14 protein-coding genes are annotated in these 19,829 nt (G+C 59.4%); 5 read left to right on the forward strand and 9 right to left on the reverse strand.

What is annotated here, in order from left to right:
- Positions 1-2: 2 nt before the first annotated feature.
- Genes VWZ87_RS17745 through VWZ87_RS17765 form a run of 5 tightly spaced genes read right to left on the reverse strand, consistent with a single transcriptional unit; the run spans position 3 to position 7,326 of the window.
- Positions 3-1,379 carry a CoA transferase gene (locus VWZ87_RS17745; RefSeq protein WP_416536499.1) on the reverse strand — a complete coding sequence of 459 codons (1,377 nt, stop codon included), beginning with the start codon at positions 1,377-1,379 and terminating at the stop codon, positions 3-5.
- Positions 1,380-1,417: 38 nt separating this feature from the next.
- Positions 1,418-2,572, reverse strand: a complete 1,155-nt coding sequence (locus VWZ87_RS17750) for an ABC transporter permease (RefSeq protein WP_416536500.1) — start codon at positions 2,570-2,572, stop codon at positions 1,418-1,420.
- Entirely contained in the window at positions 2,569-3,597 is a 1,029-nt protein-coding gene (locus VWZ87_RS17755; RefSeq protein WP_416536501.1) for an ABC transporter permease, read from the reverse strand. Before VWZ87_RS17755 ends, VWZ87_RS17750 begins: the two co-directional genes overlap by 4 nt.
- A gap of 14 nt (positions 3,598-3,611) precedes the next feature.
- Entirely contained in the window at positions 3,612-5,555 is a 1,944-nt protein-coding gene (locus VWZ87_RS17760) for an ABC transporter substrate-binding protein (protein ID WP_416536502.1), read from the reverse strand.
- A complete protein-coding gene (locus tag VWZ87_RS17765) occupies positions 5,548-7,326 on the reverse strand; it encodes an ABC transporter ATP-binding protein (RefSeq protein ID WP_340544393.1) in 1,779 nt (592 codons plus the stop codon). The genes VWZ87_RS17760 and VWZ87_RS17765 overlap by 8 nt, the downstream gene beginning before the upstream one ends.
- Before the next feature lie 276 nt (positions 7,327-7,602).
- Here VWZ87_RS17765 and VWZ87_RS17770 point away from each other — a divergent pair, with 276 nt between their 5' ends.
- The 3 genes from VWZ87_RS17770 (at position 7,603) to VWZ87_RS17780 (ending at position 9,635) form a co-directional block, all read left to right on the forward strand.
- Positions 7,603-8,112 (forward strand): class I SAM-dependent methyltransferase, encoded by a 510-nt coding sequence (locus tag VWZ87_RS17770; RefSeq protein WP_340544395.1) that lies wholly within the window; start codon positions 7,603-7,605, stop codon positions 8,110-8,112.
- A 107-nt stretch (positions 8,113-8,219) separates the two neighbouring features.
- The gene (locus VWZ87_RS17775) at positions 8,220-8,849 is read left to right on the forward strand and encodes a glutathione S-transferase family protein (RefSeq protein WP_416536503.1); all 630 of its coding nucleotides are present in this window, start codon (positions 8,220-8,222) and stop codon (positions 8,847-8,849) included.
- A 120-nt stretch (positions 8,850-8,969) separates the two neighbouring features.
- On the forward strand, positions 8,970-9,635 hold the full coding sequence (locus tag VWZ87_RS17780; protein WP_340544397.1) for a TetR/AcrR family transcriptional regulator: 666 nt from the start codon (positions 8,970-8,972) through the stop codon (positions 9,633-9,635).
- A 9-nt stretch (positions 9,636-9,644) separates the two neighbouring features.
- Here VWZ87_RS17780 and VWZ87_RS17785 read toward each other — a convergent pair whose 3' ends face one another.
- Entirely contained in the window at positions 9,645-13,067 is a 3,423-nt protein-coding gene (locus VWZ87_RS17785) for an indolepyruvate ferredoxin oxidoreductase family protein (RefSeq protein ID WP_416536504.1), read from the reverse strand.
- A gap of 140 nt (positions 13,068-13,207) precedes the next feature.
- Here VWZ87_RS17785 and VWZ87_RS17790 point away from each other — a divergent pair, with 140 nt between their 5' ends.
- Positions 13,208-13,678, forward strand: a complete 471-nt coding sequence (locus VWZ87_RS17790; RefSeq protein ID WP_340544400.1) for an Lrp/AsnC family transcriptional regulator — start codon at positions 13,208-13,210, stop codon at positions 13,676-13,678.
- Positions 13,679-13,723: 45 nt separating this feature from the next.
- On the opposite strand, the gene VWZ87_RS17795 is transcribed toward VWZ87_RS17790, so the two are convergent.
- A complete protein-coding gene (locus VWZ87_RS17795) occupies positions 13,724-14,116 on the reverse strand; it encodes a DUF3307 domain-containing protein (RefSeq protein WP_340544401.1) in 393 nt (130 codons plus the stop codon).
- Between the two features lie 292 nt (positions 14,117-14,408).
- Here VWZ87_RS17795 and VWZ87_RS17800 point away from each other — a divergent pair, with 292 nt between their 5' ends.
- On the forward strand, positions 14,409-17,366 hold the full coding sequence (locus VWZ87_RS17800; RefSeq protein WP_416536548.1) for an ABC transporter transmembrane domain-containing protein: 2,958 nt from the start codon (positions 14,409-14,411) through the stop codon (positions 17,364-17,366).
- A gap of 100 nt (positions 17,367-17,466) precedes the next feature.
- Here the strand turns inward: VWZ87_RS17800 and VWZ87_RS17805 are convergent, their stop codons facing one another.
- Positions 17,467-18,699, reverse strand: coding sequence for a mandelate racemase/muconate lactonizing enzyme family protein (locus VWZ87_RS17805; RefSeq protein ID WP_416536505.1), 1,233 nt, complete (start codon positions 18,697-18,699; stop codon positions 17,467-17,469).
- A 27-nt stretch (positions 18,700-18,726) separates the two neighbouring features.
- On the reverse strand, positions 18,727-19,818 hold the full coding sequence (locus VWZ87_RS17810; protein WP_416536506.1) for a zinc-binding dehydrogenase: 1,092 nt from the start codon (positions 19,816-19,818) through the stop codon (positions 18,727-18,729).
- Between the last annotated feature and the right edge of the window lie 11 nt (positions 19,819-19,829).

The following is a 19,829-nucleotide window of genomic DNA, read 5'->3' on the forward strand; positions in this document are numbered from 1 at the left end:
GATCAGCGAGGCCAGTCCGGCGCTGCTGTTCCTGATGCCGTCGCGGGCAGGACCCACTGCATCTGCGTCTTACCAACCGCCAGCGGCGCCAGCAGCCGCTGTCCGGGTCCCCAGCTTGTCTGCTCCACTTCCGGTGAGAAGTCGTGATCGACTGCGCCCGCCAGTTCCTGGCCGGGTGCGCTGTCATCGCCATGACAGTCGGTTAGGGATGTGAGCTCATGCGCGGTGCGGGCCAGCGACAGGCGCGCATCGGCAACAGGCTCGCCTCTGCTTGCCTTGCTCAATGCCTGTAGAACTGCTGCGGCCATCAGATAACCGGTTGCGTGGTCCAGTGCCTGTACAGGGAGCGGAACCGGTTTTGCCGCTGGGTCAGATGTCGATGGAAATCCGGCGACCCATTGGCGCCCACGTTCGGCGATCCCGCTGCTCATCTGCACAAGGCTGTCAAATCCCCTGCGCTGCGCCCACGGGCCGGTCCAGCCATAGGCATTCAGGCGCACATCAATGAGGTTCGGCGCGAGTTCCTGCAGCTTTGCGGTATCATATCCCAGCCCGTCCAGCGCGCCGGGACGAAAGCCATGCACCAGAACATCGGCGTCGGCTAACAAAGTTTCAAAGCGATCACGCCCGCTGGCGGAGCGCAGATCCAATGACGCCATATGTTTGCCCAGCGAGATATCCTGAAGCACGCCGGGTTCGTCCCAGCCCGGCGGATCAATCCTGAGGACAGTAGCGCCGAAGGCGGCCAAGGTCCGGGTCGCTACGGGGCCTGCCAGCACCCGCGTGAGGTCCAGCACCCGCAGTCCCGCCAAAGGCCGAGCCCCTGTTGCCAATGGTTGCTTCCGAAGGTTGATGTGACGGGGCCGCCCCCAGGCGATCAAGGGCTCGGAACCGACTGCCTGCCCCTGTTGATGGGCCTGCCAGTCGGCATGGCTGCGCATCGCTGCCGCGACACCGCCCGCACCAACGATGGCCTGCTCCAACGTATCCGCGGATCTGCTAGCAACAGCGTCGCGTACCGCCTCCGGGGTAGGTTGGCAGCCGAGGGTCGTCAGCGCCGCGTCGCGATGATGGGGAAGGTTGGTATGAAGCCGGATCCATCCGTCGGCTGTGCGATAATCGCCGGCCAAGGGGTCCCAGAGATTGGGCATCTCCCAGCCCATGGGACGGAAGCTGTAGCGAAACCAGAGCGCAGCCCGGCGCTGATCGACGGTAACGGCCAGATCTTCGGTGTCGAGGTTCATCGCGGTCATCAGTTCGGCTAGGGCGACCCCGACCGCAGCCAGCGAGCGGTTGGCCAGTTCCGAAACAGCATAGCAGCTGGGCCAGCGAGCACCTGCGATCACGGAGTAGGTTTCAGGGTCTGGCAGCGCCTGCATTGGGCTCTCCTTTCGCGGGTCAGTTGATCACCGGGGGGCTATTGCTGGTAGGGATCCAGGCTGTCGCGCAATCCGTCCCCGAGGAAATTGAATGCAAGCACAACAATGATGATCGGAAGCATGGGAATGGCGGTCCATGGGTAAATCTCGATCGAAGCAAGATTTTGCGCGTCGTTCAGCATGACGCCCCAACTAACGGCCGGGGCGCGCAAACCGAGGCCAAGGAACGAGAGCGCCGTTTCACCAAGGATCATCGCCGGGATCGACAGGGCAGCAGAGGCGATAAGATGTGACATGAAATTCGGCAGCAGGTGTTTGCGTATCACCCGCCCCGAGGACGCTCCCATCATTTCTGCAGCGCGGACGTATTCTTCTTCGCGCAGGGACAGGAACTTCGCTCTGACGGAGCGCGCCAGTCCGGGCCAGTCAAGAATGCCCAGAATGATTGAGATGACAAAGAACACCGCGACTGGCGACCAGTTGGATGGCACAGCGGCGGAGAGCGCCAGCCACAGCGGCAGTTCAGGCAGCGAGCGCAGGATTTCGATCATCCGGTTGATCATCCAGTCCAGCTTGCCGCCGAAGTATCCCGCGAGGGAGCCAAAGAATATCCCCAGCACAAAGGAGACGGTGATGCCAATCAGACCCACGGTGAGTGACAGCTGGGCGCCATAAAGAATACGGCTGAAGACATCCCTGCCCAGCCGGTCGGATCCCCAGATAAACAGAGTTGCGCCTTCGGGGGGGCAGAACAGATGGGTGTCGGAGGGGAACAGTCCGGCAATCTTGTAGGTTGCACCCTCGCAGAAGTATCGCAGCGGTTGCGGGTTTTCCAGATCTGGCTTGAAGACCCATTGAAAGGTTTCGAGATCCGCCTCCGAGGTCATCGGATAGATAAACGGCGCGCGCAGCTTGCCTTCATGGAACAGGTTTATGGATTGAGGCGGCGAGTAGATATGCTCGCTGTCGCGCTCATTCGGGCCGTAGGGTGCTATGAAGCCGATGACAGGAAGAAGCAGGTAGCAGACCAGCAGGAAGATACCCGAGGTGAGGCCCAGTTTGTGCGTTTTGAACTTGCGCCAGATCAACACCCAATTGGGGGCGTCGAGATCCTTGCGCTCCAGCTCTTGCAGGGCCGTATTGGGATCATAGGGCGTGGTATCGACGTAGCGATTGTCGGGTTGGGTGCTCATCGCTTGCGCTCCTCATAGCGGATGCGGGGATCGAGCATCACCAGCAAGACATCGGAAATCATGGTCCCGATCAGGGTGAGCAGTGCGACGAACATCAAGACGAACCCGCTCAGGAACATATCTTGTGTTTTGAGTGCGGTGAGTAGGGTAGGCCCAATGGTCTGCAGGCCCAGAACAACGGAGACCAGAACCGAGCCGGAGATCATGGCTGGCAGCAGGTTGCCAATGTCCGCAACAAAGGGGTTGAAGGCCACACGCAGCGGATATTTTGCCAACATCCGGGCCGGTGCCATCCCCTTTGCTATGGCGGTTTCCACATAGGGTTTGCCGAGTTCATCCAGCATATTGGCCCGCAGCCGCTGCATCATGGCCGAGGCGCCGGAGGTTCCGATCACGAAGGTTGGCACAATCAGGTGGATCAGAATGGATTTCACCTTCTCCCATGTCATCGGCTCTCCCTCATAGGCGGGATCCATCAGGCCACCGATTGGCAGATCGAAATATTTATGCCCATAATAGAACAGGATAAGCGCCAGCAGAAAGTTCGGCGTTGCGAGCCCGAGGTATCCAACGAAGGCAGAGGTATAGTCGACCCAGGTGCGAGAGCGCGCTGCCGCCAGGACCCCCAGCGGAAGTGCAACGAGGTAGACAAACAGCACTGCTGCAACATTGACCAGAACGGTGAGCCAGAGGCTCTCACCGACGATCTCGGCAACCGGGCGGTCAAATTCGAAAGACCAGCCAAAATTGCCCTGTATCATCCCGGAGAACCCATGCGGGCCCGGCATGAACCCCATCCAGATCATGTATTGCTGCCACAGCGGGCGATCCAGCGCATATTCCTTGCGAAGGAATTCCGCCTTGTCCACGCCGGACGACTGGCCGGAGGCTCGCAGCTCCGCGATCTGGTTGGACAGGTAGTCACCGGGGGGCAGGTTGATGATGACGAAGATCAGCACTGATACTACAAGCAGCGTCAGCAACATGGTTCCAAAGCGATAGATGGCGTAGCGCAGGATCTCCATCTGGTCGTGGTCCCTCAGCCTTTGCCGTCTTCGAAGAAGAACTCATCCGGGCGGTAGATGCCAAAATGGGCGCCCGGATCCCAGGCCCAGGTGCCTTTTGTCGGCACATTGCGCAGACGATTGCTGACAACAACAGGTTGCGGGGCCGCAGCGACCAGACCGATTGCATAGACTTCATCAGCGTGGATCTTCAGCATTTCCTGCCAGACCTTGGTGCGGGTTTCGTCCGTTGTTGCGGCTTCCCAGGCGTGCCAGAGTTCCATCAGTCGCTGGGCGGGTTCGAGGTCCGGTGCCTCCCCAACGTCACCTCCGGTCTGATGGTATTGGCCCCATTTCGGCCAGGACAGAAACACCTGATCGGTCGGTGCCAGATAAGCAGGCGAGGTATAGGTTTGCGGCAGCCCGTTGTCCCAGCCATACCAGACCGAGGCCATTGTGGTGCCGGAAAACACCCGGTTGCGCAGGATGTCTCGATCAAGGGGCCGCATCACCAGTTTGACGCCAACATCGCGCCAGTCATCGGAGATGATCTGTAGCGCGTTTTCTACCTCCTGACGTTCGCCGGCGGTCTCCACGACAAGTTCCATGGGGCGGCCATCGGGCAGTTTACGGATGCCATAGCTGTCACGCTCGCTCAGCCCGGCTTGGTCCAGAAGCTGGTTTGCCAGCTCGGGGTCATATTGAGCCCAGGCCTCGCGCAGGGCGGGATCAAAGAAGGGGCTGGCCTCAAGCACCGTCATCGCCCCCGGCTTTGCCAGTTTGAAATAGAGCGCCTTGTTGATGCCGGCCCGGTTGATCGCGACAGAGAGGGCCCGGCGTACACGCGTGTCGCGCAGCACCTGGCGCCATTGGTCGTCGTTTACGTTGAGATTTGGATAGATGGCGATCTGAGAAGCAGTTCCATTGCCCCAGAGATAGGTCTTGTAGGCGGCGCCATCGCTCTCTCCCTTGCGCAGGATCGGAATATCGCGAAAGCCAAGTCCACGGGCTTGCAGGTCCGCTTCGCCAGCATTGGTCTTGGCGGCGACCAGGCCGCCTGCCACGATTTCCATCTCGACCGTGTCGATATAGGGCAGCTGCACGCCCTTGCTGTCGACACGATGGTAATAAGGATTGCGCACGAAGAGATGCCGGATCTTCTTGCCCGAGGTTGCATTGATCCAAGGCTGCAAAGTCGGCAATTCGTGGTTGTCGAACTTATACATATTGTCGAGCTTGTTGTGCAGGGCGGCCCAGCTCTTGACCCGGGCATAGTCCACTTCCTCAGCGAGCTTTTCGGGGTCGGCGTAATCGGCATGAAACTGTTTCAGATAGGCCGATGGGCGATAGATGAAGGGTGGGCTGGCCTGCGCAAGACTGTGCAGGAAACTGGGATTGGGGGCAGCCCATTCGTAGATGATGGTTGTTTCATCAGGAAAACTGACGGTTGGCAGCGCCCCATCCACCCGCAGATAATCCGGGGCGCCAGTAGGGTTGAGCAGCAGGTTATTGGCGACGTCTTTCCACCAGTATTCAAAATCGGCAGAGGTGAAGGGATCACCATTTGACCAGCGGTGGCCCGGACGCAGTTTCAAGGTGAAGCGGCGATTATCCTCAACCTCGAAATCCAGCAGGATGTCTGGCTGTAGCTGATAGGTTTCGTCATAGCCCGCCAGTCGGGCGTAGCCATACACCACCATCTGCCGGATGTCCTTGGACCGCGTCACCATGGTGTTGAGCGTGCCGCCCTGGACCCCGAACTGACGGCCCTTGGCTTCCAGATCGACGATCAACGGGACCTCGGGCACTCGTTCGGCGACGGGCGGCAGGTCGCCGGATTGCACCTCCTGTTCCCAAAATCCGCTTTCGATCAGTTGTGCGGGCGTGGCGAGGGCCGTCGAGGCCATTGCCAGACTGAGGGCATGGGCCAGAACCGCGCCAGTGGCGAGGGTCTTCAGGGATGAGCGCAGATTAAACATGACAACGTACCTTATGTCCGGGCTCCACTTGTACCAAAGGCGGTGCCGTGATGCCGGAGAATTTGAAACGGTCTGGCCAGCTGTCGGGCGATCCGGCGCCCTGTGCTACCAATTTGAGATTGATCGGGCGCTTGATGCTCGGTTCCGGCTGCGCAGCAATCAGTGCCTTGGTGTATGGATGCTGAGGATTGTAAAACAGCGTTTCAGGCGGCGCCTGTTCTACCACCATACCACGGCGCATTACAGCGACCTCATCGGCGATGCGTGCCACCACAGCCAGGTCGTGGCTGATAAAGAGATAGGACAGTTGCTGCTGATCGCGGATGTCCTCCAGCAGTCGCAGGATCTGTTCCTGGACCGAGACGTCCAGGGCCGATGTCGGCTCATCGCAGACGATCAGCGATGGATCGAGCATCAGCGCGCGGGCGATCGACAGGCGTTGGCGCTGACCGCCCGAGAACGCATGTGGATAGCGAAGCAGCATTTCAGGTTGCAGGCCCACCAGCCGCAACATCTCTTCGGCGCGATCCCGGCGGCTGCTGCGATTGCCCAAACCGTGGATCTCCAGAGGTTCCGTCATGGCATCCTGAACACGCATCCGCGGCGACAGCGATGAATAGGGGTCCTGAAACACCATCTGGGCGGCTCGTTGAAACGCCGTCCGGCTGCTGCGGTCCATGTCATGAACAGAAATCGGTGCGGCATCTGCTGCGGGTCTGAACAAGACTTCCCCGCCGGGGTCGGGGGCTTCGGCGCCAAGCGCAATACGTGCGGCTGTTGTCTTTCCCGAACCACTTTCGCCGACGATTGCCAGCGTCTTGCCGCGCGGGAGCGCTAGATTCAGCTCTTTGCAGGCATGAATAAGGGTGGGCGCAGACCAGCCTTTGCCAGCCCGCAACGCGTATGTCTTGGAAATGTTGCGCAGTTCAAGGATCAGATCGTCCTGCGGCACAGGGGAGACGGGTTCTGGTGTCTCGGGGATCTGCGGGGCCGCCCTGAACAAAGCCTGAGTGTAGGGATGCGCGGGCGCGCCAAGGACAGCTTCGGCACTGCCGGATTCCATGACGCGGCCTTTGTGCATGACGACGACCTGCTCTGCCATATTGGCGACAACACCCAGATCGTGGGTCACCAGGATCATCGCCATGCCGGTATCGCGCTGGAGGTCTTTCATTAGGCCCAGTACCTGTGCCTGGGTGGTTACGTCCAGCGCCGTCGTCGGTTCGTCCGCGATCAAAAGATCAGGCTTGGCGACCATCGCCATCGCAATCATCGCGCGCTGACGCATCCCGCCGGACAGCTCAAAAGGATAGGATTTATAGGTGCGCTCCGGATCCGGGAAGCCCACCCGTTCAAAACAGGTCAAGACCTCGCGCTTGGCGGCGCTTTCGCTCTTGCCACCATGCAGCCAGAGTACTTCGGCAACCTGATTGCCGATCCTGTGCAGTGGCGAAAGAGAGCGCATCGGCTCCTGAAAGATCATTGCGATTTCATTGCCGCGAACGTCTCGCATCTGCCGCTCGCCCAGCGTGCGCAGATCCCGTTCGCCACCGCCGTTGGCGCCACGCCACAAGATCCGGCCCTGCCTGATCTGCGCGGCCTTCGGCAGGATCCGCAGGACAGCACGACAGGTCACGGTTTTGCCCGAGCCGCTTTCTCCGACAAGCGCAACGGTTTCGCCTGCGGAGACGGAAAAATTCACGTCTCTCACAACCGGGTCACCCTGGCCAAATCCGATACTGAGGTTCTCGACAGACAGCAGAGGCGTCATTTAGCCTAAGCCGCCAAGCCGTTGCGGCGCTTGCATAGCGGTTCCATATTCCCTGTTTTTTTCGCCCACTGTCGCGCGCCACTGGGGCAATAGTCAAATCCCATTTCCATACCCTAAAGATTGATGCCAAAAAATTGAGTGCGCGCGAGCAGCCCAGGTTCGTGCAAAAGCGCAGAGACGCATAGCTTTCGGATGCTACACATTCGCGACAATCTCTGTCACAGCTGTCGCAACTTGCGGCCTTAGTGCTGCCACGGTCATCTAAGGGAGAATGTCATGAACGCGCAGAATACCACCACACGGCTTGATCTGTTTATCGACCGGATGGTGTCGCAGCGGGCATGTCTGGATGCGGCTATTGCGCAGACCGCGGGCCGGACAGAGCCGGTGTTTGAACTGGGGTTAGGCAATGGCCGTACCTTTCACCACATGCGCGAACGCATTCGTGATCGTGACGTCTATGTGTTCGAGCGCGCCGTCGCCTCGCATCCCGACAGCACGCCAGCGGAACATCTGACCATCCTTGGTGACGTTCGTGAAACACTGCCCGCAGCCGCAGACCGGTTTTCGGGAGGCGCCAGCCTGATCCACGCCGACTTGGGCGGGCATGACCGCGAAAAGAACGACGCCTTCGCGAGGATGATCTCGCCTCTGGTCGAGCCGCTTCTGGCGGTGGGCGGCCTTATGGTGTCCTCAGACCGGATGTATTTCGACGCGCTGGTGGAACAGCCTTTGCCAGCGGGGGCGGTTCCGGGGCGGTGTTTCATCTATTGCCGTGTGAGCTGATCCGCGCGTGTCAGCTGCGATTGCGACGTCGGGTTTGACTGGCGCCGCGGCCTTCCGGCGACCTAGGCTGCTTGAGACGTTCCGAAACGCAGATGAGAGGCCGCACTATGATATTTTACGATTGCAGCACCGCCCCCAACCCCAGACGAGCGCGGATGTTCATCGCAGAAAAGGGGCTGGAGATCGAGACGCGCGACATTTCGATTGCAAAGGGCGAACAATTGTCTGAGGCGTTTCGGGCGGTCAATCCGCAGGCGACGCTGCCGGTTCTGGTGACGGATGACGGGCTGACCTTGACTGAGAACTTGGGGATTGCGGCCTATCTGGAGGCGCTCCACCCGGAACCGCCATTGATGGGGCGCACTCCGGCGGAAAAAGGGCAAGTCCTGATGTGGCATGCGATAGTAGAGGCGCAGGGCGGACTGCCGATCGCCGAAGCGCTGCGAAACAGCCACCCGGCCTTTGCCCACCGGGCCATTCCCGGCCCCGAAAATCATGCTCAGATTCCAGAGTTGGCAGAACGAGGTCTTGCCCGAACTGCGAGGTTTTTCGATCTGCTGGAGGCGCGCTTGCAGCAAAGCGTCTGTGTCGCTTTGGACGATCTGACCCTGGCCGACATTGCCGCCTTTGTTTTTGTCGACTTCGCCCGGGTCATCAAGATGCGTATCCCTGCAGGCAATACTGCGACCCGCGCGTGGTACGATAGGATCGCCGAGCGCCCAAGCGCCCGATTGTGAGAACACTTGTAGGATCGGATGGACAGCCTGTACAAACAGCGGCAAGTTGTGCGGGCAGATCATTCGTGTCGTCTACGGCCCGCCCGCCGAGGTTTCAATCCAAGTATTCAGAGGTCAGCCATGGCTGAAAAACCGATCCTGCACCGCGATGATCCCGAAGCCATCCCATTGGTTGGCAACGTCAAGGTCACGCGTGCAGATTGGCTGAATGTGGCGATGGATGTGCTGATTACCGACGGGGTCGAGCAGGTCAAGGTGCTTGCGCTGGCGGAACGCATGGGGGTCTCTCGGTCTTCGTTCTATTGGTATTTCAAGTCACGACAAGATCTGTTGGACGCGCTGCTGACCAATTGGGAACAGACCAATACGGTTGGCCTGATGGGGCAGGCTGAAGCTGCGGCAGAGACCATTACCGCCGCTGTCCTGAATGTGTTTCGCTGTACGGCGAACCCGCAGTTGTTCAACACGGCTCTTGATTTCGCGATACGGGACTGGGCGCGCAGATCCGGCCATGTGCGCAATATTCTGGACATGTCGGATGCCCGCAGGATCGATGCGTTGACCTCGATGTTTCGGCGCTATGATTACCCTGAACGCGATGCAGAAACGCGGGCCAAAGTGCTCTATTACATGCAGCTGGGCTACGACATGGCGGGCCTTAATGAACCGTACGAGCAGCGGCTCAGCATGACGGGGGCTTATCTGGAGGTCTTTACCGGCCAGTCGGCCAGCCCCGCAGAGCTGGCCGAATTTGCGGAATACGCCAAACAGTACTGGCGCCCCTAAGACGCGGTCTCACATCGCAGTGAGCAGCTTGTCGACGTCGGCCCTGGTCTTTTCGGCGGCGGCCATGCGCACCGGTCCGTATCCACGGATATCCATCGGTGCAGTCAGCACGGACAGCCATTTGTCGTGATCCTCTGCTGTATAGCGTACGGCGGCCTGCTGGAGGATGCCCTGATACCAGCTGAGCAGATCGCGGTGCAGACGTGCCTCTTCGTGATGACCGAAGGGGTTCCAGCGATGGCCTCTCAGGCGGCGTCCCTTCGCCAGAAGGCGGAGTGCCGGACGCATCCAGCCGCCGAACTGGATTTTGCGGGGCCGGCCCCGCGCATCGATTTTGCGGCTGAGGAGAGGCGGGGCAAGGTGATAGTTCACCTGAAAGTCGCCCTCAAATTCGGTTTCGAGCTGATGCGTAAAACGATCGTCGCTCAGAAGGCGGGCCACTTCGAATTCGTCCTTGTAGGCCATCAGTTTGAACAGCGATCTTGCGGCCGCCTTGACCAGCTCTTCAGACCGATCCGCAGGAAGGGCATCGCGCAGGGTTTCCAGCTGGGCAGTATAAGATTGTGCATAGGCAACATCCTGATAGCCGGTCAGAAACGTGGCGCGGCGGTCAATCAGCTCGGCCAGGGTTTCTGTGCGCGCCTCCTCTTCGGAGTAGAGATCTGACAGGCGCGCCGGATCATGGGCGAAGGCCCGCCCGATGGCCAGGGCCAGGCGGTTCTTCTCGATCGCAACACCGTTCAAGACAATAGCCTGATCAAGGGCGACGAGGCTGACCGGAACCAGTCCCTTTTGCCAGGCAAAGCCCAGCATCATGACATTGGCCAGAACGGCATCGCCAAGCAGAGTTTCTGCCGCTTCATTCGCGTTGAAGCCCGACAGGTTGTCGGCACCGATGACGCCGGCGATGGATTTTTCGCGCAGAGCGGCCATCAAGTCGGCATCACGGCGCAGGACCAGATCGCCTGTGGGCATTTCGGCGCGGTTCAGCACCATTTTCGTGCCCTCGCGATAGTGGGCTGACGCTTTCGGAGCGGAACTGACCACCACGTCGCAACCGATTACCGCATCTGCCGCACTTTGGTCGATACGCACCTGATGCAGCGCGTCCGGTGCACTTGAAAGGCGGATGTAGCCGAGTACGGTGCCGAACTTCTGTGCGAAGCCGGTAAAGTCCAGGACGCTGGCGCCTTTCCCTTCCAGATGCGCGGCCATAGTGATCAGAGCACCTACCGTGACGACGCCCGTACCGCCGACACCGGTCACCAGAAGATCGAACGGATCCTCCAGCGATGGCAAAGCAGGCATAGGTAGGCCAGCGGTCAGCGTACCAATGTCCAAAGCGGCAATTTCTTTCTTGCGCCGCGTTGCACGTTCCACGGTTACGAAGCTTGGGCAGAAACCATTCAGGCAGGAGAAATCCTTGTTGCAGCTTGAAAGGTTGATCTTGCGTTTTCGGCCAAAGGGGGTCTCTTTCGGCTCGACACTCAGGCAGTTGGATTCCACCGAACAATCGCCGCAGCCCTCACAAACCAGATCATTGATAAAGGCAAACCGCTTTGGATCCTCCATTGTGCCACGCTTGCGGCGGCGGCGTTTTTCGGTGGCGCAGGTCTGTTCGTAAATCAAGACGGTAACGCCGGGGATCTCCCGCAGCTCGCGTTGGACGGTGTCCATTTCGGCACGGTCGTGAAAACTGGTGCCCGCAGGGAAATCGGAGGAGGAGAACTTGCCGATCTCATCGGACACCAGCGCAATCCGGTCGACGCCTTCTGCGCGGCAGGTCTGGGCGATGCCTGAGACACTGACCGGTCCATCCACCGGCTGGCCGCCGGTCATCGCGACCGCATCATTATAGAGGATTTTATAAGTGATATTTGTGCCCGCAGCGACCGCCTGACGGATTGCCAGAGAGCCAGAGTGATACCAGGTGCCCTCGCCAAGGTTCTGGAACACATGCTTGCCGCCGTTGAATTTCGAGGCAACTGTCCAGGGCACCCCTTCGCCTCCCATCTGGGCATAACCGGCGGTGTCGCGGTCCATCCAGCTGGCCATGACATGGCAGCCAATTCCCGAGTTGGCATTGCTGCCTTCAGGCAGTTTAGTGGAGGTGTTATGAGGGCAGCCCGAGCAGAAATAGGGGGTGCGGGTGGCACCGGGGATATTCAGCAGCTGAGGGGGCTTGGCGGTCAGAATATCTGCCCGCTCCAACAGGTTTTCCTCTGGGAAGAACCGGTTCAGGCGTTCCGCCACGATCGGCACCAGCTGCAAAGGCGACAGCTCACCTGTCCAGGGGATCAGCGGGTTGCCCTGACTGTCATGTTTGCCGACCATCCGTTCCGGTTTGTCGCCTGGCCAGTCGTAGAAATATTCCTTGAACTGGCTCTCGATGATGCCGCGTTTTTCCTCGACTACCAGAACTTCCTGTTTGCCTTTTACAAAACGCAGCGCCTCGGTGCGGGCTAGGGGCCAAACCATCCCAACCTTGTAGATATCAATACCGAGACGTTTGCAGGCGGCGGCATCAAGTCCGAGCAGGCGCAGCGCCTCCATCAGGTCCAGATGTCCCTTGCCAGTGGTGACAAAGCCGAATTTTGCTTCCGGCAGATCGTAGATCCGCGTATCAATCGGATTTGCCTCGGCGAAGGCACGCACCGCACGCAGCTTGGCGTGGATCCGGGTCTCGATCTCCGGCGAGGGCAGGTCTGATCTGCGGATGTGCAGCCCGCCTGGATAATCGGGCAGTTCGGGGTAGGAGAAAGCGCGGTCCGGGCGCAGGTCCACGGAGCGTGCGCTTTCCACGGTTTCCGAGACGGCTTTGAACCCCACCCAGGTGCCCGAATAGCGCGACAGCGCAAAGCCGTATTCGCCAAACTGCAGGAATTCCCCGACATCGGCCGGGTTCAGGACCGGCATGAACCAGGACATGAAGGCCACGTCGGACTGATGTGGCATTGAGGAGCTGACGCAACCATGGTCATCGCCTGCAACGACCAGAACGCCGCCCTTCTCGGATGAGCCATAGGCGTTGCCGTGCTTCAGCGCATCGCCGGACCTGTCGACCCCCGGTCCCTTGCCATACCACATGGAGAACACGCCCTCGACCTCGCAGTGAGGGTCAAGAATGGCCTGCTGCGCGCCCAAGACGGCGGTTGCGCCCAGATCTTCGTTCACGGCGGGCATGAAGGTGATGTTATTGGCGTCCATGCGTGTGCGGCTGCGCCAGAATTCCAGATCAACGCCGCCTAGCGGAGAGCCGCGATAGCCGGATACAAAGCCTGCGGTATTCAATCCGGCCGATCTGTCGCGCCGTGCCTGATCCAGCATCACGCGCGCCAGTGCCTGGGTGCCGGTCAGAAAGACGCGGCCCGTCGTCATCTCATAACGGTCATCCAGCTGGTAACTGCGAAAATCGTGGCTGAGCTGGGTCATTGGAGTATCCCTTGCAATGATACGATCATATGCGCGAAATGATAATCCACATTGTCTGGATATTCTTGCCAGATTACCTCTGTATTACTCCATTCATGAATGATATTTCCATGTGATGTAAGAATTTGGATGATTTTACCATGGATGATGATCTCACCCTTGATGATCGGGACCGTCGGATCCTGACGCTGCTGCAACAGGATGCGCGGATGTCGAATGCGGATCTGGCAGAGGCGGTGGGGATGTCAGCTTCGGCGTTGTGGCGGCGGGTGCGCGCACTGGAGGAGGCGGGTGTCATTGAGCGCTATGGCGCGGTGGTGAACGCGGCGGCTATGGGGCTGGGATTTCACGCGATTGTCCATGTGCAGCTGACCCGTCACGACCGCGAAAAGCTGGCGGACTTCATCAAGGCGGTTGAGACCAGCCGTCTGGTTCAGGAATGCTATGCGACCACGGGGCAGTCGGATTACCACCTGCGGGTATTGGCGCCTGATCTTGACGCCTACAATCGGTTTCTTGAGGAGTTTCTGTTCCGCCTGCCTGCGGTTGCCAGTGCGCAAACAAACGTGGTGCTGCGGACCATCAAGCGCGACGAACCTGTCACGCGCTGAGCTTTGTCCCGGGCGCCGACAGCTTAGGTCGCGCTGCTTCGTCTTTCAGCCGAAACTGACATGCGCCCAGGCAGCTGCCATCGCAAGATAGGTGAGTTGGTGTAAGGCCTGGTCGGTGCCCATCGCGCGCCAGTAGACAGCCATATTCGGTGCCAGTTCCTTGCGTTTGGAATAGCAGGCCTTGCAATAGTCGATGTTGAAATGTGCCACCCATTCCAGCGCGCAGATGATCAAGATGAAGCCAACCGGAGCCCCCATGATAACAAAGGCAATAATGGATCCCATCACATGCACCCCCGCATGTTGTGCCCGTCCGGCATGCAGATATTCACCACGACCCGAGAGCATCTTGGGTGTTTGCAGGTAGAAATCCGCAAACATGTGTTTGATCTGAAGCAGGCAAAGCAATCCCAAAAGGGATGCGAGGTGGTCTGTCAAAGCAATGGCCCCGTTTTGTGTCGCGCGCTGAAAGCTTACGTATTTTTTCGAAACAGGCAAATGGCCTGTGGCACTAATCGCCACGACGCTCCGTCATCTGGATAGGCTTTGGGCAAGGTCAGCTGGATTGAACCGGACGACACGGCGTGCGACGTCCGTCTTGCCATTGCCTGCAACTGGCAATCCGGGCTAGGCATATCGGGATCAGTTTCCGTAACATTTTCCATTTCGGAGCCGTCCCATAGAACGCACTCTTTTTCGGTTTATCTGGAACTACTCAAAGCGCGACCAACTGGTTCTGTTGGTGGTCACGGCCTGCCTGTTTCCACTTCTCTATCTCACTCTGGAACTGCCAAAACGCATCATCAACGATGCTATCGGGGCGCAGAGCTCCACGATTGACCTGCTTGGGTACGAGCTGAACCAGCTGCATTATCTCTGGCTTCTCTGCGGTGGATTTCTTCTGGCGGTTCTCGCGCATGGTCTGCTGAAAATGCGCATCAATACGATGAAGGGGGTTCTGGCCGAGCGGATGCTGCGGCGGTTTCGCTATCGGTTGATCTCGCGTGTTGTGCGATTCCCACAGCCGTATTTCGAACGGGTAAGCCAGGGCGAACTGGTGTCTATGATCACCTCGGAAAGTGAGCCGATGGGGGGATTGATGGGGGATGCGGTCAGCCAGCCGGTGCTACAGGCCGGTCAGATGCTGACGATCCTCTATTTTCTGTTCATGCAGAGTGTCTGGTTCGGTCTGGCGGCGGTTGCGCTAATTCCCTTGCAGGGCTGGTTGATCCCGATGTTGCAGCGGCAAATCAACCTGTTGAACAAGAAGCGTATTCATCAGATCCGCGCTTTGGCCTCCGAGATCGGCGAAAGCGCTGCTGGCGCATCTACCCTACGTCTGAACGGCGGTTGGCGTTACCGGATGGCTGTCATCACGGATCGGCTCGGATGGCTCTATGACATCCGGTTTGCGATCTATCAGAAAAAATTCTTCATGAAGTTTCTCAACAACTTCATTACCCAGCTGACACCGTTCCTGTTCTATGCAGTTGGCGGCTATCTGGTGCTTGAAGGCAAGGTCTCGCTCGGTGCACTGGTTGCAGCCCTTGCCGCCTACAAGGACTTGGCATCGCCCTGGAAGGAACTTCTGGCCTATTACAACCAGACGCAGGATATGGCGTTGCGCTGGGATGTGATCCTGGAGCGATTTGACCCGCCCGGCATGGTCGATGAGGCCTTGATGACGGGCGCTCCCGAGGATTTGAAACGGCTTCGTGGCGATATCGTCGTGGAGGGGGTCAACGTCCGCGATGCGGATGGCAATCTTGTTCTGGAAGATCTCAATGCCCGCTTCCCGGCAGGCAAGGTGATCGGGGTTGCCGCGCCCTCGGAGGAGGATCGCCGTGCGTTGGCGGGATTGTTGACCCGCGAATTGCTGCCTTCGGCGGGCAAGGTCTGTATCGATGACCAGAACATGCGTGACATTCATCAGGCGGTGATCGCTGCCCGCATCGGTCATGCCACGTCCCGCCCGGTGCTGTTTCAAGGCTCTTTTGGCGACAATGTGATGATGCCGATCAGGCAGCGGCCGCTTGGTACCGCGCAGGACCTGCGGCGCTATGATGTGGCGCAGCGTGCGGGTAACAGCCCAGATCCACTGGACGCCTCCTGGCTGGACCCGAGCCTGGCCGGGTTCTCCAGCGAGGCGGAGCTGCGCGACTGGTGGCTGCGGTTGGTGTCGGGGATCGGGTCCGATACCGCCCTGTTCCGTCGTGGCGTCGAACAGCGTTTTGATGCCAAGAGTCATTCAGAATTGGCGCATCAGCTGGTCGAACTGCGGCCAAAGGTGCAGCAGGCGGTTACCAAGGCGGGCCTGGAACAATACGTGCACTTTCTGGCGGCAGATCGGTACAATCCGGCCCTGCCGGTGGCGGAGAACCTTCTCTATGCAACCACGCAAGCGCGGATCACCGAAGACGTCCTGAGGCAACAGAATGATTTTCTGGATCAACTCAGGGCACTCGATCTTGACGTCGATCTCGTCGCGCTCAGCCGTGACGTGGTGGAAATGCTGCGGCAAATCTTTGGCATTGACGGTACCGATCATCCGCTCTTCCGCAAGCTTGGGCTGGAGGCTTCGGCCTATGAGGGGGCGCTGGCGCTGGTCGACAAGACCCGGAACGATGGCGTCTCTACGCTGAGCCATGAAGAACTTGCGCGGTTACTTATCGTGCCTTTCAGCATCTCTGCCGAACAAATCGGTGCTGCGTTCAGCGATGAGATAGAAGAGCGCATTCTTGCGTTCCGCCAAAGCCACTCCAAGCAATTGATGGCGACGCTGGGTGATATTTTCGAGCCGCTTGATGAGGCGGCCTTTGCTCCGGGTCTGACGGTGCTCGAGAATGCCCTGTTCGGCAAGATCTCCGATAGCGCCGGCGGGCGAGCCGAGGAGGTGCAGAAGCTGGTCTCAGAGGTTCTTGTCGAGAACGGCGTGCGTGATCGGGTTGTTGAGCTGATTTTTGATCTGCCGATTGCGATAGGCGGGCAGGGGCTTGCAGCCAGCTTTGCCGAGCCGCTTGCCTTCTCGCGCGCTTCGATCAAGCGCCCGGATATCCTGATCCTAGACGCTGCAATGGCGAGCTACGATCTGGATACACGCATCGCCATTCACAAGAACCTGCGCCATCTTTTGCCAGAGACGACGCTGATCTATCTGGGCAGCAGTTTTGAAAGCCCGGATGTCTTCGACAGTTATTATGAGCTTCGCCAGGGCCGGTTGGTGAGTGACACCCCCGCTGCGGATGCGGTCAGTGATGGTGCGGGCAGTGCTGATCTTGCACGGAAACTACGGGCGCTTGAGCAAACGGAGCTGTTCTCGGAGCTCAACCGTCGCCAGCTCCGGCTTCTTGCCTTTGGGGCGCGCTGGTATACCGCCAAGGCTGGTGACACGGTGTTTCTCAAGGACGATGAAGCGAGTGACGGCGCTTATATGATTCTGGAGGGCGAAGCGGGCCTATATCTGCCGCAGGAAGGTGATGACAGCCGTCTCGTAGCCAAGGTCGGTGCCGGTCGTCTGGTTGGCGAACTGGGATTGATCCGGAAGGAACCCAGGGCGCTGAGCATGATTGCCGAAAGCGAGCTGACGTGTTTGCGGATCGGTGAGGAGGAGTTCCTTGCAGTTGTCGAAAACGATGCCGCCACGGCTTTCAAACTGTTGCAGGTGGTTGCTGGCTACGTGTCGAGCTAGCGCGGCCGAGACTTGTGGCAGGGCAAGCGCAGCCCGGATGGTCAGACAGGCGGCGCGCATGCGCGACAGGGTCGAAATCCTACTGCGACGGGTAGTTCTGTTATTTGGTTTTGGGCGGCGCGCCGCCGACAAAACTGTTACCATCGGCGTAGTTGCAGGGGGCATCCTGCATATTGAGGTGCAAATCGTCTCCCTCGAATGGATGGGCGCGGGCGAGATCTTCGTCTACCTCGATACCAAGGCCGGGGGCGTCCGAGGGGATGACGAACCCAGCTTCGATCGTGATGCTCTGCTTGATCAACGACATGTGGAACGGCGTTTCAATGGTCTCGATCATCAGAAGGTTGGGGATCGACGCCGCCAACTGGATATTGGCAGCCCACTCCACCGGACCGGCGTAGAGATGCGGGGCCATTTGGGCACCAAAAACCTCGGCGATGGCCGCAATCTTCTTGACCTCCCAGATGCCACCTGCCCGCCCCAATGCGGGTTGCAGGATTTCGGCCGCGCCAGCGCGCAGCACAGCGGCAAACTCCGCCTTGGTGGTCAGTCGTTCTCCGGTGGCAACGGGAATGCGCACCCGTTCAGCGACACGGGCCATATCCGCGACCAAATCGGGGGGTGTCGGCTCCTCGAACCATAAGGGGCTATAGGGTTCAAGAGCCTGCCCCAACCGAATGGCGCCGGCGGGCGTGAACTGGCCATGGGTTCCGAACAGTAGGTCGGCACGATCTCCCACAGCCTCACGGATCGCTCGGCAGAAGGCGACGGATTTCGTGATGTCAGATTGCGCCGGCATATGCCCGCCGCGCATCGTATAGGGACCGGCGGGGTCGAATTTGATCGCTGTATATCCGTTCTCCACAGCTACAATGGCGGATTCAGCTGCCAGCTCGGGGCTGTTCCAGAACGCATCCATGTCGTGATGGGGTTGCGGATAGAGATAAGTATAGGCGCGCAGCCGCTCGTTCATTCGCCCGCCGATAAGTGCGTGAACCGGACGATTGCGATCCTTTCCGAGAATGTCCCAACAGGCGATTTCCAGTCCTGAGAATGCGCCCATGACGCTGAGGTCGGGCCGCTGGGTGAAACCTGACGAGTACGCCCGTCGGAACATCCATTCGATGTTTTCTGGCGATTGTCCCAGCATGTGGCGGTCAAATACATCACGGATCACGTGGCTCATCGCGTCTGGGCCGATCGAGGCCGCGTAGCATTCGCCCCAGCCGATGATGCCGGTATCGGTGGTCAGTTTGACGAGGATCCAATAGCGCCCTCCCCAGCCGGGCGCGGGTGGGGCTGTGACGATGATGTCGAGGTCTTGCAGTTTCATGTCATTTCCCCGTGGCTACTGAACGGTTTATTGGTCGAAAACGATGATGTTGCGGCGCGCCGAGCCCGTCTTGGTGTCTGCGATCGCTGCATTGATCTCTTCAAGCCGCCACCGGCCGGAGATCAGCTCGTCCAGCTTCAAACGTCCTTGTTTGTAGAGGTCTACCATCCATGGAATATCGCGCTGGATAACGACGTCGCCCATTTTCGACCCGATCATGCCCTGACCGATAGCCGCCATGATCACGGGTTCGTAGCTGGCTTTCGCGCCGGAATGGGGCATGCCGATCATTACCATGCGCCCACCGACACCGAGATACCTTGTGGCCTGATCGTAGGCGGGGATCGCACCAACGGTGACCAGGACGACATCTGCACCGCGACCGCCAAGCGCTTTGTAGGCGGCCTTCCAAGGGGCATCCAGACTGCCGAGAACCGTATGGGTGGCCCCGAACTCTTCGGCAATGGCCAGCTTATCCTCGCTGAGGTCGACAGCGACGATGCGGCGGGCGCCGGCGATGCGGGCGCCCTGAATCGCATTGAGGCCGACACCGCCTGCACCAATCACCACAACATCCTGGCCTGCGCGCAGCTGGGCGGCGTTCACCGCAGCGCCGACACCGGTGATCACGCCGCAGGACAGAAGTGCGGCAACGTCTTTACCCAGATCTGCCGGAATTTTCACAATCTGGCGTTGGTCAACCACCACCCGTTCTGCAAATGCACCGCAGGCCATGGCCTGCATCAGGGGGGAACCTGCAAGGGTTTTCAGCGGGCCATTGATAGCATCATAGGGGGTCTCGCACAGCGTTGGAGCGCCCCCTGCACAGCTGGGACAGCTGCCGCAGGAGCGGATCAGGGTCACGACCACGCTATCGCCTTCGGCGAAGCCATGAACATGCTCGCCAACTGCGCTGATCACGCCGGCAGCCTCGTGACCATAGACAGCGGGCAGGAAACCACCCCAGGCACCCTCCGCATAGGAGATATCACTGTGGCAGATCGCGACGGCATCCAGTTTGACCTCCACTTCACCGCTACGCGGCGCGGCAAGCTGGACATCCTCGATCACAAGCGGGCTGCCGAACTGATGGCATACGGCTGCTTTAACGATAGGCATGTCGCGTCTCT

Source organism: Phaeobacter sp. JH20_37 (assembly GCF_048056015.1).
GTDB lineage: Bacteria > Pseudomonadota > Alphaproteobacteria > Rhodobacterales > Rhodobacteraceae > Phaeobacter > Phaeobacter bryozoorum.

What these genes read in the sequence shown, in the direction of transcription:
- VWZ87_RS17745 (WP_416536499.1), bottom strand. Translation starts at nt 1,379, where the DNA reads ATGCAGGCGCTGCCAGACCCTGAAACCTACTCCGTGATCGCAGGTGCT.
- VWZ87_RS17750 (WP_416536500.1), bottom strand. Translation starts at nt 2,572, where the DNA reads ATGAGCACCCAACCCGACAATCGCTACGTCGATACCACGCCCTATGAT.
- VWZ87_RS17755 (WP_416536501.1), bottom strand. Translation starts at nt 3,597, where the DNA reads ATGGAGATCCTGCGCTACGCCATCTATCGCTTTGGAACCATGTTGCTG.
- VWZ87_RS17760 (WP_416536502.1), bottom strand. Translation starts at nt 5,555, where the DNA reads ATGTTTAATCTGCGCTCATCCCTGAAGACCCTCGCCACTGGCGCGGTT.
- VWZ87_RS17765 (WP_340544393.1), bottom strand. Translation starts at nt 7,326, where the DNA reads ATGACGCCTCTGCTGTCTGTCGAGAACCTCAGTATCGGATTTGGCCAG.
- VWZ87_RS17770 (WP_340544395.1), top strand. Translation starts at nt 7,603, where the DNA reads ATGAACGCGCAGAATACCACCACACGGCTTGATCTGTTTATCGACCGG.
- VWZ87_RS17775 (WP_416536503.1), top strand. Translation starts at nt 8,220, where the DNA reads ATGATATTTTACGATTGCAGCACCGCCCCCAACCCCAGACGAGCGCGG.
- VWZ87_RS17780 (WP_340544397.1), top strand. Translation starts at nt 8,970, where the DNA reads ATGGCTGAAAAACCGATCCTGCACCGCGATGATCCCGAAGCCATCCCA.
- VWZ87_RS17785 (WP_416536504.1), bottom strand. Translation starts at nt 13,067, where the DNA reads ATGACCCAGCTCAGCCACGATTTTCGCAGTTACCAGCTGGATGACCGT.
- VWZ87_RS17790 (WP_340544400.1), top strand. Translation starts at nt 13,208, where the DNA reads ATGGATGATGATCTCACCCTTGATGATCGGGACCGTCGGATCCTGACG.
- VWZ87_RS17805 (WP_416536505.1), bottom strand. Translation starts at nt 18,699, where the DNA reads ATGAAACTGCAAGACCTCGACATCATCGTCACAGCCCCACCCGCGCCC.
- VWZ87_RS17810 (WP_416536506.1), bottom strand. Translation starts at nt 19,818, where the DNA reads ATGCCTATCGTTAAAGCAGCCGTATGCCATCAGTTCGGCAGCCCGCTT.